Annotated in this window: 16 protein-coding genes; 10 read left to right on the top strand and 6 right to left on the bottom strand. The window is 60.8% G+C overall.

What is annotated here, in order from left to right; genetic code table 11:
* Positions 1-422 precede the first annotated feature (422 nt).
* The 6 genes from BW33_RS02520 to BW33_RS02495 all read left to right on the top strand — a co-directional run bounded on the left by BW33_RS02520 (position 423) and on the right by BW33_RS02495 (position 8,213).
* Positions 423-2,456, top strand: coding sequence for an ABC transporter permease subunit (locus tag BW33_RS02520; RefSeq protein WP_177327457.1), 2,034 nt, complete (start codon positions 423-425; stop codon positions 2,454-2,456).
* A gap of 16 nt (positions 2,457-2,472) precedes the next feature.
* A complete protein-coding gene (gene pstA / locus BW33_RS02515) occupies positions 2,473-4,143 on the top strand; it encodes a phosphate ABC transporter permease PstA (RefSeq protein WP_047596863.1) in 1,671 nt (556 codons plus the stop codon).
* 130 nt (positions 4,144-4,273) lie between these two features.
* Positions 4,274-5,107, top strand: coding sequence for a phosphate ABC transporter ATP-binding protein PstB (gene pstB / locus BW33_RS02510; RefSeq protein ID WP_007962289.1), 834 nt, complete (start codon positions 4,274-4,276; stop codon positions 5,105-5,107).
* Positions 5,108-5,232: 125 nt separating this feature from the next.
* Positions 5,233-5,994: a phosphate signaling complex protein PhoU gene (phoU, locus tag BW33_RS02505; protein ID WP_007962290.1), complete on the top strand. Its 762-nt coding sequence runs from the start codon at positions 5,233-5,235 to the stop codon at positions 5,992-5,994.
* A gap of 178 nt (positions 5,995-6,172) precedes the next feature.
* Entirely contained in the window at positions 6,173-7,132 is a 960-nt protein-coding gene (locus BW33_RS02500; protein ID WP_047596861.1) for a response regulator, read from the top strand.
* A gap of 184 nt (positions 7,133-7,316) precedes the next feature.
* Positions 7,317-8,213, top strand: a complete 897-nt coding sequence (locus BW33_RS02495; RefSeq protein ID WP_047596860.1) for a peptidoglycan DD-metalloendopeptidase family protein — start codon at positions 7,317-7,319, stop codon at positions 8,211-8,213.
* A gap of 116 nt (positions 8,214-8,329) precedes the next feature.
* Here BW33_RS02495 and BW33_RS02490 read toward each other — a convergent pair whose 3' ends face one another.
* The 3 genes from BW33_RS02490 to phoB all read right to left on the bottom strand — a co-directional run bounded on the left by BW33_RS02490 (position 8,330) and on the right by phoB (position 11,906).
* A complete protein-coding gene (locus tag BW33_RS02490) occupies positions 8,330-9,670 on the bottom strand; it encodes a hemolysin family protein (RefSeq protein ID WP_007962298.1) in 1,341 nt (446 codons plus the stop codon).
* Positions 9,671-9,793: 123 nt separating this feature from the next.
* Positions 9,794-11,080 (bottom strand): phosphate regulon sensor histidine kinase PhoR, encoded by a 1,287-nt coding sequence (gene phoR, locus BW33_RS02485; protein ID WP_236645188.1) that lies wholly within the window; start codon positions 11,078-11,080, stop codon positions 9,794-9,796.
* Between the two features lie 136 nt (positions 11,081-11,216).
* Entirely contained in the window at positions 11,217-11,906 is a 690-nt protein-coding gene (gene phoB / locus BW33_RS02480; protein ID WP_003229608.1) for a phosphate regulon transcriptional regulator PhoB, read from the bottom strand.
* 151 nt (positions 11,907-12,057) lie between these two features.
* Here phoB and BW33_RS02475 point away from each other — a divergent pair, with 151 nt between their 5' ends.
* Positions 12,058-12,441: a COG4315 family predicted lipoprotein gene (locus tag BW33_RS02475; RefSeq protein ID WP_047596857.1), complete on the top strand. Its 384-nt coding sequence runs from the start codon at positions 12,058-12,060 to the stop codon at positions 12,439-12,441.
* Positions 12,442-12,552: 111 nt separating this feature from the next.
* On the opposite strand, the gene ubiA is transcribed toward BW33_RS02475, so the two are convergent.
* The gene (gene ubiA / locus BW33_RS02470; protein WP_047596855.1) at positions 12,553-13,443 is read right to left on the bottom strand and encodes a 4-hydroxybenzoate octaprenyltransferase; all 891 of its coding nucleotides are present in this window, start codon (positions 13,441-13,443) and stop codon (positions 12,553-12,555) included.
* The gene (locus tag BW33_RS02465) at positions 13,443-14,003 is read right to left on the bottom strand and encodes a chorismate--pyruvate lyase family protein (protein WP_047596854.1); all 561 of its coding nucleotides are present in this window, start codon (positions 14,001-14,003) and stop codon (positions 13,443-13,445) included. Before BW33_RS02465 ends, ubiA begins: the two co-directional genes overlap by 1 nt.
* Before the next feature lie 200 nt (positions 14,004-14,203).
* On the opposite strand from BW33_RS02465, the gene BW33_RS02460 reads away from it, so the two are divergent.
* From BW33_RS02460 to BW33_RS02450, 3 genes are all read left to right on the top strand, one after another.
* On the top strand, positions 14,204-14,371 hold the full coding sequence (locus BW33_RS02460) for a rubredoxin (RefSeq protein WP_003437744.1): 168 nt from the start codon (positions 14,204-14,206) through the stop codon (positions 14,369-14,371).
* Between the two features lie 19 nt (positions 14,372-14,390).
* Positions 14,391-15,539 (top strand): NAD(P)/FAD-dependent oxidoreductase, encoded by a 1,149-nt coding sequence (locus BW33_RS02455; RefSeq protein ID WP_047596853.1) that lies wholly within the window; start codon positions 14,391-14,393, stop codon positions 15,537-15,539.
* A gap of 190 nt (positions 15,540-15,729) precedes the next feature.
* Positions 15,730-16,005 carry an HU family DNA-binding protein gene (locus tag BW33_RS02450; protein WP_003213368.1) on the top strand — a complete coding sequence of 92 codons (276 nt, stop codon included), beginning with the start codon at positions 15,730-15,732 and terminating at the stop codon, positions 16,003-16,005.
* Between the two features lie 96 nt (positions 16,006-16,101).
* Here the strand turns inward: BW33_RS02450 and BW33_RS02445 are convergent, their stop codons facing one another.
* Complete coding sequence (locus BW33_RS02445) at positions 16,102-16,458, bottom strand: hypothetical protein (RefSeq protein ID WP_047596852.1); 357 nt, start codon at positions 16,456-16,458, stop codon at positions 16,102-16,104.
* Between the last annotated feature and the right edge of the window lie 6 nt (positions 16,459-16,464).

The raw sequence follows: 16,464 nt of genomic DNA, 5'->3' as shown, positions 1-16,464 counted from the left end.
AAGATCGCAGCCTCGGTTCCCTCGACAGCTCCTACACAGTTTTCAGGCAGTTCCCAAAAGGTCCAACGACCTATCGAATTTTCAATCCTCCTCCAGTAACCGCTGGCGGTGGATTTGGTGCGTCACTGCATTGTCATCTTTCTGTCATACAGGATCGCTAGGGTGAGCGCATGAATGATCTGGCCAATTCCCCAATGACTACGACTTCCCCTCCCAAGCGCATTGATTTCAATACGCCTGAGCTGCAACGCAAGCGCCGCATTCGCGCGCTCAAGGATCGCTTCACCCGCTGGTACGTCCTCGTTGGCGGTCTGGCGGTGCTGGCAGCCATCACCCTGATCTTCTTCTTCCTCGCCTACGTCGTTGCACCGTTGTTCCAGGGTGCCAGCCTGACCGCGAAAGATGCCATCACCCCGGCCTGGATGCAGGACGCCGGCAAGCCGCTGATGATTTCGCTCGAAGAGCAGAATCAGGTGGCGATGCGCGTTTCCGACAAGGGCCAGGCGTTGTTCTTCGACATCGACAGTGGCGCTGAATTGAAGCGCGTCGATCTGCCGGTTCCTGCCGGTGCCAGCGTAACCTCCATCGGTGAAGACCAGCCAGGCCATCCACTGGTCGCCGTGGGCCTGTCCAACGGCCAGGCGCTGGTGTTCCGTCACACCTATAAAGTCAGCTACCCCGATGGCAAGAAAACCATCACCCCGGCCATCGAATACCCGTACGGCAACACGCCGATCGCGGTGAACGAGAGCGGCGGGGCACTGGAGCACGTCAGCCTCAACGCTACCGATTCGACCCTGATGCTGGTGGGCTCTACCGGTTCGCAGCTCAATGTGCTGGCGTTGACCAGCGAAGAAAACATGATGACCGGTGAAGTCACCAGCGAGCAGAAGCGTATCGAGCTGCCGCAGATGACCGAGCCAGTGAAAAATATTTTCGTCGATCCGCGCCAGCAATGGCTGTACGTGGTCAACGGGCGTGCCCAGGCCGACGTGTTCAGCCTGCGCGACAAGAGCCTGAACGGTCGCTACAAACTGCTGGAAAACGCTGACGCTGAAGTCACTGCGAGCACCCAGCTGGTGGGCGGCATCTCGCTGATCATCGGTGATTCCAAGGGTGGCCTGGCCCAGTGGTTCATGGCGCGTGATACCGATGGCGAGCTGCGTCTGAAGCAGATCCGTACCTTCCAGATGGGCACCACGCCGATCGTTGAAATCACCGCCGAAGAGCGTCGCAAGGGCTTCGTTGCCCTCGACGCCAGCGGCAAGCTCGGCGTGTTCCACAGCACCGCGCACCGCACCTTGCTGGTCGAGCCGGTAGCTGAAGGCCAGGGCCTGTTCGGTCTGTCGCCGCGTGCCAATCGGGTGATCGTCGAGGCCGGCGGCAAGCTGCAACCGCTGCTGCTCGACAATCCGCACCCGGAAGTGTCGTGGAGTGCGTTGTGGAGCAAGGTCTGGTACGAGAACTACGACGAGCCTAAATACGTCTGGCAATCGACTGCAGCCAACACCGATTTCGAACCAAAACTGAGTCTTTCGCCACTGACTTTCGGCACCCTGAAAGCGGCGTTCTACGCCATGCTGCTGGCCGCGCCACTGGCGGTTGCCGCCGCGATCTACACCGCGTATTTCATGGCCCCGGGCATGCGCCGCAAGGTCAAGCCGGTGATCGAGCTGATGGAAGCGATGCCGACGGTGATCCTCGGGTTCTTCGCCGGTCTGTTCCTCGCCCCGTATGTGGAAGGGCATCTGCCGGGCATTTTCAGCCTGCTGATGCTGTTGCCGATCGGCATTCTGGTCGCCGGTTTCACCTTCAGTCGTCTGCCTGAGTCGATCCGCCTGAAAGTCCCGGATGGCTGGGAAAGTGCGCTGCTGATTCCAGTGATCCTGTTTGTCGGTTGGTTGTCGCTGTACATGAGCCCGTACATGGAGAACTGGTTCTTCGGCGGTGACATGCGCATGTGGATCTCCCACGATCTGGGCATCACCTATGACCAGCGCAACGCTCTGGTGGTCGGCCTGGCGATGGGTTTTGCGGTGATCCCGAACATCTACTCGATTGCCGAAGACGCCGTGTTCAGTGTGCCGCGTGGCCTGACACTCGGTTCCCTGGCGCTCGGTGCCACGCCGTGGCAGACCATGACCCGCGTGGTGATCCTCACCGCCAGCCCGGGCATCTTCTCCGCGCTGATGATCGGCATGGGCCGTGCGGTCGGCGAAACCATGATCGTGCTGATGGCCACGGGTAACACCCCGGTCATGGAAATGAACCTGTTCGAAGGCCTGCGCACCCTGGCCGCCAACGTCGCGGTGGAAATGCCCGAGTCGGAAGTCGGCGGCAGCCACTACCGCGTGCTGTTCCTCTCGGCGCTGGTGCTGCTGTTGTTCACCTTCGTCATGAACACCCTGGCAGAACTGATTCGTCAGCGTCTGCGCAAGAAATACTCGTCGCTTTAAGCAAAGGTAGAAGTCTGTGAAACAGAACTCCCTGAAAGGATGGTTCAAGAGCGGCGCCCCGGGCGTCTGGATCAGCGGTGGCGCGGTGTCCATCGCGGTCATCATGACCATTGGCCTGCTGGCGGTGATTGCCGTGCGCGGTCTGGGTCACTTCTGGCCGGCGGACCTGATCCACGCCAGCTATGACGTACCGGGCCAGGCCAATCACCTGGTCATCGGCGAAGTGGTACAGAAAGAAGAAGTGCCGCGTGCACGCCTGAAAAGCGCCGGCCTGCCGGTGCCCGACCAGGGCCCGGAATTCATGACCCGCGAGCTGATCAAGGTCGGCAACCGTGACCTGAACGGCAACGATTTCACCTGGGTGGTCGGCGAATGGCTGACCAAGCAGACCACGCCGCCGGAACTGATGGCGATCGAGCGTCGCGAGTGGGGCAACTTCTACGGCTACCTGGTCAACGTCAAACAGGACGGCAAGGTGATTGCCGAAGGCGAAGCGGCCTGGCCTGAGCTGCAAGCGCGGATCAACCGCGTGAACGGCCTTGCTGCGCAACTCAAATCGCTGGAAAAGACTGACATCGGTGCGATCAACGCAGGCTTGGAGCGCATCCGTCTGCACGGGCGCAAACTGGAACTCGGCGGCAAGCTCGACGCCACCGCGCAAGCGGACATGGACGCCGAGCGTGCCGAGCTTAACGCGCGTTATCAGGACATCGAAGCACGTCTGAGCGATCTGCATGCGCAGTTCAATCGTGACGCGCTGACCGCCCGCGACGCCAACGGCAAAGAGATCGAAATCAGCCTGGGCAAAGTGGTTCACGCCTATCAGCCGAATGCCATGGGCACGATGACCAAGATCGGTTTCTACTTCAGCAAGGTCTGGGAATTCCTTTCCGACGACCCGCGTGAAGCGAACACCGAAGGCGGGATCTTCCCGGCGATCTTCGGCACGGTGATGATGACTCTGATCATGGCGATGATCGTGACCCCGTTCGGCGTGCTGGCTGCGGTGTACCTGCGTGAATACGCCAAGCAGAATGCCCTGACCCGGATCATCCGCATCGCGGTCAACAACCTCGCCGGCGTTCCGGCGATCGTCTACGGCGTGTTCGGTCTGGGCTTCTTCGTCTACGTGCTGGGTGGCTCGGTCGACCGTCTGTTCTTCCCCGAAGCACTGCCGGCGCCGACGTTCGGTACCCCGGGTCTGCTCTGGGCGTCGCTGACTCTGGCGCTGCTGGCGGTGCCGGTGGTGATCGTGGCGACCGAGGAAGGTCTGGCGCGTATCCCGCGCACCGTCCGTGAAGGCTCGCTGGCACTGGGCGCGACCAAGGCGGAGACGCTGTGGAAGATCGTCCTGCCGATGGCCAGCCCGGCAATGATGACCGGCATGATCCTCGCCGTGGCCCGCGCCGCCGGTGAAGTGGCGCCGCTAATGCTGGTGGGTGTGGTGAAACTGGCGCCGTCGCTGCCGGTGGACGGCAACTACCCGTACCTGCACCTGGACCAGAAGATCATGCACCTGGGCTTCCACATCTATGACGTCGGCTTCCAGAGCCCGAACGTCGAAGCGGCACGGCCGCTGGTGTACGCCACGGCGCTGCTGCTGGTGCTGGTGATCGCCACGTTGAACCTGTCGGCCGTGTGGATTCGTAACCACCTGCGCGAAAAATACAAAGCACTGGATAGCTGATTTCTTATGTAGGAGTGAGCCAGCTCGCGTTGGCAACACCGCGGTTTCGTAGATAAACCGCAGCGCCTGAATCGCGAGCAGGCTCACTCCTACAAAACCGAACCGAATTTGTTAGCACAGGGAGCCTCCCATGCAGCACGAAACACATACCCACGGCATCAACATGTCGGCCCTGGGTCGCGACAAGCAGAGCCTGAGCCTCGAGCAGGAAACCGTAGCCATCGAAGTCCCGGGCCTGAGCCTGTTCTACGGCGAAAAGCAGGCGCTGTTCGACGTCAGCATGAACATCCCGAAACAGCGCGTGACCGCCTTCATCGGCCCGTCCGGCTGCGGCAAGTCCACGCTGCTGCGTACCTTCAACCGTATGAACGATCTGGTTGACGGCTGCCGTGTCGAAGGCGCGATCAACCTGTACGGCAACAACATCTACCGCAAGGGTGAAGACGTCGCCGAACTGCGTCGCCGCGTCGGCATGGTGTTCCAGAAGCCCAACCCGTTCCCCAAGACCATCTACGAAAACGTGGTCTACGGTCTGCGCATTCAGGGCATCAACAAGAAGCGCATTCTCGACGAAGCGGTCGAGTGGGCGTTGAAAGGCGCGGCACTGTGGGACGAAGTCAAAGACCGTCTGCATGACTCGGCACTCGGCCTGTCCGGTGGTCAACAGCAGCGTCTGGTGATCGCGCGCACCATCGCCGTAGAACCGGAAGTGTTGCTGCTCGACGAACCGTGCTCGGCCCTCGATCCGATCTCGACCCTGAAAGTCGAAGAGCTGATCTACGAGCTGAAGTCCAAGTTCACCATCGTCATCGTCACCCACAACATGCAGCAGGCCGCGCGGGTTTCCGACTACACGGCGTTCATGTACATGGGCAAACTGGTGGAATTCGGCGACACCGACACCCTGTTCACCAATCCGGCGAAGAAGCAGACCGAAGACTACATCACGGGTCGTTACGGCTGATTGAAGCGGCTGCGAGCGGCAAGCTTCAAGCGGCAAGTTAGAAGCGAAGCGGCATGGATCACCACATAACAGCTTGCAGCTTGTAGCTCGCAGCTTTTGGTTAAACGCTTTTTCGGAGCGAACGCATGATTTCCAAAGAAGGCCTCACTCATCACATTTCCGCGCAGTTCAACGCTGAACTGGAAGAAGTGCGCAGCCACCTGCTGGCCATGGGCGGGCTGGTCGAGAAGCAGGTCAACGACGCGGTCACCGCGCTGATCGAGGCCGACTCGGGTCTGGCCCAGCAGGTGCGCGAGATCGACGACCAGATCAACCAGATGGAACGCAACATCGACGAAGAATGCCTGCGCATTCTCGCCCGTCGTCAGCCGGCGGCGTCCGACTTGCGGCTGATCATCAGCATCTCCAAGTCGGTGATCGACCTGGAGCGCATCGGCGACGAGGCGACCAAGATTGCTCGCCGCGCCATTCAGCTGTGCGAAGAAGGCGAAGCGCCGCGTGGTTACGTCGAAGTGCGGCATATTGGCGACCAAGTGCGCAACATGGTTCGCGATGCGCTGGACGCGTTTGCCCGCTTCGATGCCGATCTGGCGCTGTCGGTGGCGCAGTACGACAAGGTCATCGACCGCGAATACAAAACTGCCCTGCGTGAGCTGGCGACCTACATGATGGAAGACCCGCGCTCTATCTCGCGGGTTCTGAGCATTATCTGGGTGCTGCGTTCGCTGGAGCGCATCGGCGACCACGCGCGCAACATCTCGGAACTGGTGATCTACCTGGTGCGCGGCACCGACGTACGCCACCTGGGCCTCAAACGCATGAAAGAAGAAGTTCAAGGCACAAGCGGCGAAACCGCTAATGTTCCGGGCGATGCTGACGATAAGTAAGATTGCCTGAGAAAAGCGCCCGGCCCTTTGGCCGGGCGTTTTTGTTTATGGCGCTTGAACAGCGAATCGAATTAAAAAGCAGCACCCGCGAACGAAAAGTCCCGGCGTGACTGAAGATTGTTGGCAATGTGCCATCAGCAAAGCGGTATGCTTGCCGGGATTTTTATAGGGGTGTTGGATGAGCAAGATCAGTGTGTTGGTCGTGGACGATGCTTCGTTCATTCGTGACCTGGTGAAAAAGTGCCTGCGTAATTACTTCCCGGGGATCCGCACCGAGGATGCCGTCAATGGCAAAAAGGCTCAGGCCATGCTGGCCAGGGAAGCGTTCGACCTGGTGTTGTGCGACTGGGAAATGCCGGAAATGTCCGGCCTCGAGCTGCTGACCTGGTGCCGCGAACAAGACAATCTAAAGACCATGCCGTTCGTCATGGTCACCAGCCGTGGCGACAAGGAAAACGTCGTCCAGGCGATTCAGGCCGGTGTGTCTGGCTACGTCAGCAAGCCGTTCACCAACGAGCAACTGCTGACCAAGGTCAAGCAGGCGCTGAACAAGGTTGGCAAGCTCGACACCTTGATGAACAGCGCACCGACCAAGATGAACTCGGCGTTCGGCAACGATTCCCTGAGCGCGTTGACCGGCGGCAAGCCTGCCGTGGTCGGTTCTGCGCCGGCGGCCGCTGCTGCGGTCAATCCGTTCGCCAAGCCAGCCGCTGCTGCTCCGGCGCCAGCCGCTGCGCCGTCGCGCGGCTTGCTCAACAGCCCACCGGTGCAGGCACCGGCTGCCTCGAAAGCGCCGGTCGGTGGTCGTGGTCAGGGCCAGTTGCGCCTGCCAAGCGGCACCCAGCAATGCGTGATCAAGGCCCTGAGCATCAAGGAAGCGCTGTTGGTGGTGAAACGCACCGAGACCCTGCCGCAGATCCTCGACAGCGCCGTGCTCGACCTGGAGCAGGGCGACAACGCCGAAATCGCCCGCCTCAACGGCTACCTGCATGCCATCGTCGCCCACGAGCAGAAAGCCGACAGCGACTGGCTGCAACTGACTTTCCGCTTCGTTGACCAGGATGCGCAGAAGCTCGACTACATCTCCCGCCTGATCGCCCGCGGTACGGCGCAGAAGCACTTCGTTCCGGGCGCGTAAGCGGCGCATCGAAAAAGATCGCGGCCTGCGGCAGCTCCTACAGGATCGCATTCCAATGTAGGAGCCGCCGCAGGCTGCGATCTTTTGCTTTGTGCGCTGCCCATTTTGAAACATCTGTCGACTAGCCTGGTCTGTCTGAGCTGCTAGGCTCTTTTCCAGGCCTTACTCGACAGAACCTTTGCCCATGCTCGCGCGCCTGCTGTTTTTCTGTGGTCTTTTCCTGGCCTCCACCTCGACTGTGGCCATGACCATCTACAAATCCACCGATGCCAACGGCGTGGTGTCGTACAGCGATCGGCCGAGCAAAGGCTCACAGGTGTTCGTGTTCCAGGACCGCATGGTCGAACACCTGGAGCGTCAGGTGTATCTCGATATCAAGAAACAGAAGGGCACCGACGTGGTGTTCGTACGCAACGATCTGTATGCGCCGGTCGAGATTGCGCTGGCTTTTACCGGTCTGAGCAATGTGCGTGGCGCTCCGGCGCAGACGATTCGCCGGGTGCTGCCGGCTCGCAGCAATACCCGGCTGGCGCTGCTGACGGCGATCAGCCGTGGCCAGCCGCTGGTGTATTCGCCACAATTCCAGTATTCCCTGGGTGACCCCGCTGGCGCCGCGCAGAGCTATCGCTATCCGCTGCCGTGGCGGGGCGGGCCGTTCCGTCTCAGTCAGGGCGCCAACGGTCAGTACAGCCACTATGGGCCGAAGAACAGGTATGCGATGGACATCGCCATGCCGGTCGGCACGCCGATCATTGCCGCACGGACCGGGGTCGTGGTGAAAACCGAAAACTCACAGAGTGGGCGCGGCAATGATGCGTCCGGCAATTTCGTCCGGGTGCTGCATGACGACGGCACGATGGGCGTGTACCTGCACCTCAAGCAAGGTTCGGTGAGCGTGCGCGAGGGGCAGCGAGTAGCGGTTGGCAGTCCACTGGCGCTGTCGGGCAATACCGGCAACAGTAGCGGCCCGCACCTGCACTTTGTGGTGCAGCGCAATACGGGGCAGGGGCTGGTGTCGATTCCGTATCAGTTCAACCAGCCACTGGGGGCGCTGCCCAACTTTGCGTTGGGCAAGCAGTAAGCTTCTAAAAGCAAAAGATCGCAGCCTGCGGCAGCTCCTACATGGGAATGCGATCCCTGTAGGAGCTGCCGCAGGCTGCGATCTTTTAGCAGGCAATGCGGTTCCCCGCATTGCACTCAATCCAGCATCAACACCTTCGCCAGCACAATCTTCGGCCCCTTCATCTTCTTGATGATGATCCGCAGGCCTTCGACTTCCAGCACCTCTTCCTCTTCCGGCACTCGCTTGAGCGTCTCGTAGACCAGCCCGGCGAGAGTTTCGGCTTCGATGTGATCCAGGTCGATACCGAGCAGGCGTTCAACCTTGAACAACGGCGTATCACCACGCACCAGCAGCTTGCCCGGCTGGTACGCGAGGATCCCGCGCTCGGCCTTGCGGTGTTCGTCCTGGATGTCGCCGACCAGCACTTCCAGCACGTCTTCCATGGTCAGGTAGCCGATGATGTTGCCGTCGGCCTCTTCAACCACGGCGAAGTGCGAGCCGCCCTTGCGGAACTGCTCCAGCAACTGCGACAGCGGCATGTGCCGCGACACGCGCTCCAGCGGGCGGGTCAGTTCAGCGAGGTTGAACGACTCCGGAATGTGGTCCAGCGCCGCCAGCTCCAGCAGCAGGTCCTTGATGTGCAGCAGGCCGACAAACTCCTGGCGCTCGCTGTCGTACACCGGGTAACGGCTGAACTTGTGGCGACGGAACATCGCGAGGATTTCTTTCAGCGGCGCGTTGAATTCGAGGGTGATCAGGTCTTCGCGGGAGTTGGCCCAGTCGACCACTTCCAGTTCGCCCATCTCCACCGCCGAGGCCAGCACACGCATGCCTTGGTCGCTCGGGTCCTGGCCTCGGCTGGAGTGCAGGATCAGTTTCAGTTCTTCGCGGCTGTAGTGGTGTTCGTGGTGCGGGCCGGGTTCGCCCTGGCCGGCGATCCGCAGAATCGCGTTGGCGCTGGCGTTGAGCAGGTAGATCGCCGGGTACATCGCCCAGTAGAACAGGTACAGCGGCACCGCCGTCCACAGCGACAGCAGCTCGGGTTTGCGGATCGCCCACGACTTGGGCGCCAGCTCACCGACCACGATGTGCAGGTAGGAAATGATGAAGAACGCGGTGAAGAACGAAATGCCTTTGACCACTTCCGGCGACTGCACGCCGACCGCGCTCAGCAGCGGCTCGAGAAGGTGCGCGAACGCCGGCTCACCGACCCAGCCCAGACCGAGGGAGGCGAGGGTGATACCGAGCTGACACGCCGAGAGGTACGCATCGAGCTGACTGTGTACGGTGCGCAGGATGTGCCCGCGCCAGCCGTTCTTGTCGGCGATGGCCTCGACCCGGGTCGAGCGCAGTTTGACCATGGCGAATTCCGCCGCAACGAAGAAGCCGTTGAGCAAAACCAGGATCAGAGCGAAAAGAATCATGCCGAAATCGGCGAATATTGTTGCGAGGGACAAGCCAGGGGAAGGGTCCATGATGGAGTTTTGCAGGTTCCGTGTGATTCGTAAGAGAGAGGAAATCGCGTCTGAAAGGCAGACACAAGTCAGCCAATGTAGCGGCTGACTTGGCGATTGCCTAGTGGCGCGTGCTGGCCGGTATCACTCGGCGGCGCTGATGGCCCGTGCCTGGGCCACCTGGGCCGGGGCGAAATGGCAGGTGAACGTGCTGCCATGACCGGGCACGCTGCTGATCTCCATCCGTGCGCGGTGGCGCAGCAACACGTGTTTGACGATCGCCAGACCCAACCCGGTGCCGCCGGTGTTGGAGTTGCGGCTGGAGTCGACGCGATAGAAACGTTCGGTCAGGCGCGGCAAGTGTTTGCTGTCGATGCCGATCCCGGAATCCTGCACGCTCAGGTGCGCGCCTTGCTCGTCGCCCCACCAGCGAATGCGGATATTGCCCTCGGCCGGGGTGTACTTCACGGCGTTGAACACCAGGTTGGAGAAGGCGCTGCGCAGTTCCGCCTCGCTGCCCTTGAGCAGGATTTTGCCGTCGGCTTCGAGGGTAATTTTCTGATTTTTCTGCCCGGACAACTGCTGCGCATCGCTCTTGATCGATTGCAGCAGCGTATCGATCTGCACCGGCTGGTTGTCCGACGGGTAGTCGGTGGCTTCCAGCTTCGCCAGCAACAGCAGGTCGTTGAGCAGTGTCTGCATGCGCCCGCCCTGTTGTTGCATTTGCTGCAGGGCACGACTCCAGCGCGGGTTCACTTCCTCGACATTGTCGAGCAGGGTTTCCAGGTAGCCGCAGATTACTGTCAGCGGCGTGCGCAGTTCGTGGGACACGTTAGCGATGAAGTCTTTGCGCATCTGTTCCAGCTGATGAATGCGCGTGACGTCGCGCACCAGCATCAAGTGCTCGTTGTTGCCGTAACGCGTGAGGTACAGCTGAATGCGCACCCGATCATTGGTCGGCGAGGGGATTTCCAGCGGTTCGGCGTAGCTGTCCTGCTCGAAGTATTCCTTGAAGCGCGGATGGCGTACCAGGTTGGTCACCGGTTGGCCGCTGTCTTGCGGGGTCTTGAGGCCGAGCAGGGTTTCGGCAGCGCGGTTCCACCATTCCAGATTGCCGTCGCTGTCGAGCATGATCACCGCATCTTTCAGCGCGGCGGTGGACTCCTGCACCCGGTCGATCACCGCTTGCAGGCGCCCGCGTACCCGTTGGTCGCGGCGTTGCAGGTGGTAGATGCTGTCGAACACTTCGCCCCACAGCCCGTAACCGTCGGGCGGTGCTTCATCGGGTTGGTGCAGGCGCAGCCATTCGTGCAGACGCAACAATTGCTTGAGCGTCCAGGCCAGGTAAATGCCCAGGCCGGCAGCGAGGCTCCAGCCGTAATAGCCGGTGATCAGGCCAATCACCAGACACGCTGTGACCAGCAACAGCATGTGGCGAATCAGGGTGCCATGCCAGTTTTGATTCACGGAGCGTCCTTAACACAGCTTCAAGTTTCAAGCCGCAAGCTGCAAGTCAGAGCGGCTCGTTTTTGCTTGCCGCTTGTAGCTAGAAGCTTGCAGCTGCTTTTTACGCTTTGGTGGAAAACCGGTAGCCGGTGCCGCGCACGGTTTGTACCAGATTTTCGTAGGCATCGCCGAGGGCCTTGCGCAGGCGGCGGATGTGCACGTCGACGGTGCGCTCTTCAACATAGACGTTGCCGCCCCAGACCTGATCCAGCAACTGCCCGCGAGTGTAGGCGCGTTCCTGGTGGGTCATGAAGAATTGCAGCAGGCGGTATTCGGTCGGCCCCATCTCGGCTGGACGGCCGTCGATGGTCACGCGGTGGCTGATCGGGTCGAGCAGCAGGCCGCCGACTTCGATCGGCGCTTCGCCATCGGTCGGGCCGGCGCGGCGCAGCACGGCCTTGAGGCGGGCGACCAGTTCGCGTGGGGAAAACGGCTTGGTGATGTAGTCGTCGGCGCCAACTTCAAGACCCTGGATCTTGTTGTCCTCTTCGCCCTTGGCGGTGAGCATGATGATCGGGATATCCCCGGTCAGCTCATCACGCTTGAGGCGGCGGGCCAGTTCGATGCCGGAGGTGCCGGGCAGCATCCAGTCGAGCAGGATCAGGTCCGGTTTGCGGTCAACGATGATGGCGTGTGCCTGCTGCGAGTTCTCCGCCTCGAGGCAGTCATAGCCGGCCATTTCCAACGCAACGGCGATCATTTCGCGAATGGGCGCTTCGTCGTCGACGATCAGAATGCTCCTGCCAACCATGCCTTAATCCTCTTGTCATTTAACTGTCTTGCGCCGCATTAGATAACGGAATTATTGCAGTCGTGTGACAGTATTTTAGTCGCCCGGCGGTTGGCGTGATCCTGGACTAAGCTCTAAGTCCGAATCCTGACAACCACAAAAGAAGGCTTCCATGACTCAAATGACTGCTTCTTTCAAAGCCCTGCTGCTGGCTGCTGCCGTTGCATTACCATCGATGGCGTTCGCCGCTGACCCGGTCATGATGAAAGACGGCATGATGACCGATCACAAAGGCATGACCGTGTACACCTTCGACAAGGACACGGGCGGTAAATCGATGTGCAATGGCGATTGCGCGAAGAACTGGCCGCCGATGATGGCGCCGGCAGGTGCCAAGGCTGAAGGCAAATTCACCCCCATCAAGCGTGATGACGGCATGATGCAATGGGCATATGACGGCAAGCCGCTTTACACCTTCAAAATGGATGAAAAACCAGGCGACATGAAGGGCGATGGCATGAAGGATGTCTGGCACGTGATGCGCGAGCACAAGTAAACGCAAATCCCCTGTAGGAGTGAGCCTGCTCGCGATGGCGACTTGTCAGCCAATATTGATTTCGACTGACACACCGCCATCGCGAGCAGGCTCACTCCTGCAGGTATGTGTTTAGCGCAACGCGTAATCCAGCACGATCCCGACAAAGATCGCCAATCCGGCCCAGTGGTTGTGCAAAAACGCCTTGAAGCAACGCATGCGGTCGCGGTCACGGGTGTACCAGAACTCCCACGCATAGCAGCCAGCAGCTACCAACAAGCCGAGATGAAACCACGTCCCCAGCTCGAACTTCGAGCCGGCCAGCAGCAGGCAGCCCAGCGACAACGCCTGCAAGCTCAGGATGATCACCCGGTCCGCCTCGCCAAACAGAATCGCCGTGGATTTCACGCCAATCTTCAAGTCGTCATCCCGATCGGTCATCGCGTAATAGGTGTCGTAACCCACCGTCCACAACAGGTTGGCGATCCACAGCAGCCACGCGGCGGCGGGCAGTTCGCCAGTTTCGGCGGTGAACGCCATCGGCATGCCCCACGAGAATGCCGCGCCCAGCACCACTTGCGGGTAATAGGTGTAGCGCTTCATGAACGGATAAGTGAAGGCCAGCGCCAGGCCGCCCAGCGACAGCCAGATGGTCGGCGCATTGGTGCACAGCACCAGCAGGAAACTCACGCCCATCAGCAGCGCGAAGAACACCAGCGCCTCTTTCGAACTGATCTTGCCGCTGGCCAGCGGTCGTTGCGCGGTGCGTTTGACGTGGCCATCGACCTTGCGATCCGCCCAGTCGTTGATCACGCAACCGCCGGCGCGGGTCAGCACCACACCGAGCACGAAAATCACGATATTGGCCAGCGACGGCGAGCCCTTGCCGGCAATCCACAGTGCCCATAGCGTTGGCCATAGCAGCAGGTAAATGCCGATCGGCTTGTCCATGCGCGTCAGCTGAATGAAATCCCAGGCGCGTGGATTCAAGCGGTTCAGGGACTTGAGCAGGCTCTGATACATCAGCAGTTCTCCGGATGGGCGCGGGCGGCTTTCCACAGCGTCGGCAGGAAAATCTCCGCCACCAGCACGCTCAAGGCGCCACGGTCGAAGCGCGAGCGGCGGCCCCACAGTTCGGGCGCGCGGCAGGCTGGCGGCAACCAGTCCTGCGGGAAGTGGCAGACCTCAATGGCGCGGCGCTGAAAGGCGTGGTCGCAAAACAGCAGTTCGCCCAGTGAGCGGCTGCCCAGTTCGTCCATGTGCAAGCCGTCGCCTTGCAGGGCGGCGCGCGACGCCACGCTGCGGGCGAACACCCAGGCCTCGCCGTGGCCGCGCAGGTACACCTCGCGCACCCAGCCTTCGCTGCCTTCGACGAGGTCCAGCGCCGCGCATTCGTCGTTGCGCAGAGTGTCCCAGCCTTCGAACAACGGCGTGACGCTGAAGCCGTCATCGGACAGCCGCGTCAGGCGGCGGGTCAGCGAGCCTTCGTCGAACAACCAGTTCAGGGTCAACGGATCGGGAAGGGGCGTCAGTCGGCTTTGAGTCAGCCAGAGCGGGGCCGGGCAGGCATTTGAATGTTGCACAATGAGTCATTATTGGCCGCAAATGAGGCGGCGAGCTTAACATGGCGTGCTGCGAATTTGATTGATCCGGGTCGCCGTTGCGCCGAACAGGCTTGCATCTGCCCGGCACCATCAGTACAAAACGCCCTGAGCCGGATGGCAGCGCAATCACCATCGACCGTCCGCGCCGACAAAAGCCTGAAACCTGAGGAAGTACCTGAATGAAAAAGTGGCAATGCATCGTCTGCGGCCTGATCTACAACGAAGCTGACGGTTGGCCGGATGACGGCATCGCGCCGGGCACTCTGTGGCAGGACGTACCGGAAGACTGGCTGTGCCCGGATTGCGGCGTCGGCAAGATGGACTTCGAAATGATCGAAATCAACTGAAAAAACCAAGGAGTAAGGCATGAACGCACCTGTCGTAATCGTCGGCACCGGGCTTGCGGGTTACAACCTGGCCCGCGAGTTTCGCAAGCTTGATAGCGAAACTCCGCTACTGCTGATTACTGCCGATGACGGGCGCTCTTACTCCAAACCGATGCTCTCCACCGGTTTCGGCAAGAACAAGGACGCCGATGGCCTGAGCATGGCCGAACCCGGCGCCATGGCCGAGCAGTTGAAGGCCGAAGTGCGCACCCACACGCGCATCAGCGGCATCGACGCCGGCCACAAGCGCCTGTGGATCGGCGAAGAAGCGGTGTACTACCGCGACCTGATCCTTGCCTGGGGCGCGGAAACCGTGCGAGTGCCAATCGAAGGCGATGGCGCAGACATGGTGTTCCCGATCAATGATCTCGAAGACTATGCGCGTTTTCGTGCCGCCGCTGCGGGCAAGCGCCGCGTATTGCTACTAGGCGCCGGGCTGATCGGCTGCGAATTCGCCAACGACCTGATCCTCGGCGGCTATGAGGTGCAACTGGTTGCACCGTGCGAGCAAGTGATGCCGATGCTGCTGCACCCGGCCGCTGCAGCAGCCGTGCAGGCCGGGCTGGAAAGCCTGGGCGCGCGTTTCCACCTGGGCCCGGTGCTGACTCGCCTGCAGAAGGTTGCTGACGGTCTGGAAGCGCATTTGTCCGACGGTCAGGTGATTGCCTGCGATGTAGTGGTCTCGGCCATCGGCCTGCGCCCGCGCATTGATCTGGCGGCGGCTGCGGGCGTGCAGGTCAATCGCGGTGTCGTAGTCGACCGCTACCTGAAGACTTCCCACGCCAATATCTACGCCCTGGGCGACTGCGCCGAGGTCGATGGGCTGAATCTGTTGTACGTGATGCCCCTCATGAGCTGTGCGCGTGCGCTGGCACAAACCCTGGCCGGCAATCCGACGGCCGTGTGCTACGGCGCGATGCCGATCACGGTGAAAACCCCGGTGTGCCCGTTGGTCGTTTCGCCACCGCCACGGGGCAGCGAAGGCGTCTGGACCGTCGAAGGGCAGGGCGCGGACATCAAGGCCCTGTGTCACAGCGCCGATGGTCAGTTGCTCGGCTACGCGCTGACCGGCGCGGCAGTGATGGAAAAACTCGCCCTGAACAAACAGCTTCCGGCCCTGCTGGCGTAAATACCGGTCGTTCTGTCGGAATCACCCCGCTTTTGCCCCCACAAAGGTCGCGGGGAGACTGGCGCCGCCGGTATCCGCGTGCCATTCTCACTCCCGTCTGCCGCAGAGTAGAGCCTGCGGCGCCTTGGGCGCTGTTCCAACGAGAACAGCACGGACATAACAACAAAAAACCGTCAAAGGGGCTTCACTAATGCGTAAACCAGAACTCGCCGCTGCAATCGCTGAAAAAGCGGATCTGACCAAAGAACAGGCCAACCGCGTTCTCAACGCCGTCCTCGAAGAAATCACCGGCGCTCTGCACCGCAAGGACAGCGTCACGCTGGTGGGCTTCGGCACCTTCCTGCAACGCCACCGCGGCGCCCGCACCGGCAAGAACCCGCAAACCGGTGAACCGGTGAAAATCAAGGCCAGCAACACCGTGGCATTCAAGCCAGGCAAGTCGTTGAAAGACAGCGTCAATCCTTAACTGCGGCGAACTCTCCGAATAACGGGGAGCAGCGCAATAAAAAAATGGGCACACCGATTGCGGTCGGGTGCCCATTTTTTGTGGCTGCAAATCGGCTTATTGACGCCGGAAGCAGGCCTTGCCGTTGCCGAAATCCACGGCCAGGCAATTCGGTTCGATCGCCAGTTGCAGATCCTGAAACAGGCCGGACAAATCGCTGTTTGACGCCGGTTTGGTTTCGCTCTTCAGCGTCAAGGTGTTGTTCTCCACCTGCCAGGTGCCTTTGGCAAACCCATCTGCACTGCCATACGCCACGCCGGCGTCAAACGTGCCGTCCTTGCGCAGCAGCAACTCGGCGCCCATTTCCATTGCGCCGGTCAGATAGTAATGACCGTCCAGTGACGGGGTGTCCGCTGACGCTTGAGTGGTTGGCAGGCAAATAAGTGCTGCGAAAAAAATGGCTTTCAATTCCATGAGGTG

The sequence above is a fragment of the Pseudomonas sp. RIT288 genome, assembly GCF_000631985.1.
In the GTDB taxonomy this organism is placed as follows: domain Bacteria; phylum Pseudomonadota; class Gammaproteobacteria; order Pseudomonadales; family Pseudomonadaceae; genus Aquipseudomonas.
Note: the sequence above shows the minus strand (reverse complement) of the source record. Positions and strands in the feature narration are given on the sequence as shown.

What these genes read in the sequence shown, in the direction of transcription:
- BW33_RS02495 (WP_047596860.1), top strand. Translation starts at nt 7,317, where the DNA reads ATGCTCGCGCGCCTGCTGTTTTTCTGTGGTCTTTTCCTGGCCTCCACC.
- phoU (WP_007962290.1), top strand. Translation starts at nt 5,233, where the DNA reads ATGATTTCCAAAGAAGGCCTCACTCATCACATTTCCGCGCAGTTCAAC.
- BW33_RS02455 (WP_047596853.1), top strand. Translation starts at nt 14,391, where the DNA reads ATGAACGCACCTGTCGTAATCGTCGGCACCGGGCTTGCGGGTTACAAC.
- phoR (WP_236645188.1), bottom strand. Translation starts at nt 11,080, where the DNA reads ATGCTGTTGCTGGTCACAGCGTGTCTGGTGATTGGCCTGATCACCGGC.
- BW33_RS02500 (WP_047596861.1), top strand. Translation starts at nt 6,173, where the DNA reads ATGAGCAAGATCAGTGTGTTGGTCGTGGACGATGCTTCGTTCATTCGT.
- ubiA (WP_047596855.1), bottom strand. Translation starts at nt 13,443, where the DNA reads ATGTATCAGAGCCTGCTCAAGTCCCTGAACCGCTTGAATCCACGCGCC.
- BW33_RS02450 (WP_003213368.1), top strand. Translation starts at nt 15,730, where the DNA reads ATGCGTAAACCAGAACTCGCCGCTGCAATCGCTGAAAAAGCGGATCTG.
- BW33_RS02520 (WP_177327457.1), top strand. Translation starts at nt 423, where the DNA reads ATGCAGGACGCCGGCAAGCCGCTGATGATTTCGCTCGAAGAGCAGAAT.
- BW33_RS02445 (WP_047596852.1), bottom strand. Translation starts at nt 16,458, where the DNA reads ATGGAATTGAAAGCCATTTTTTTCGCAGCACTTATTTGCCTGCCAACC.
- phoB (WP_003229608.1), bottom strand. Translation starts at nt 11,906, where the DNA reads ATGGTTGGCAGGAGCATTCTGATCGTCGACGACGAAGCGCCCATTCGC.
- BW33_RS02490 (WP_007962298.1), bottom strand. Translation starts at nt 9,670, where the DNA reads ATGGACCCTTCCCCTGGCTTGTCCCTCGCAACAATATTCGCCGATTTC.
- BW33_RS02460 (WP_003437744.1), top strand. Translation starts at nt 14,204, where the DNA reads ATGAAAAAGTGGCAATGCATCGTCTGCGGCCTGATCTACAACGAAGCT.
- pstB (WP_007962289.1), top strand. Translation starts at nt 4,274, where the DNA reads ATGCAGCACGAAACACATACCCACGGCATCAACATGTCGGCCCTGGGT.
- BW33_RS02475 (WP_047596857.1), top strand. Translation starts at nt 12,058, where the DNA reads ATGACTCAAATGACTGCTTCTTTCAAAGCCCTGCTGCTGGCTGCTGCC.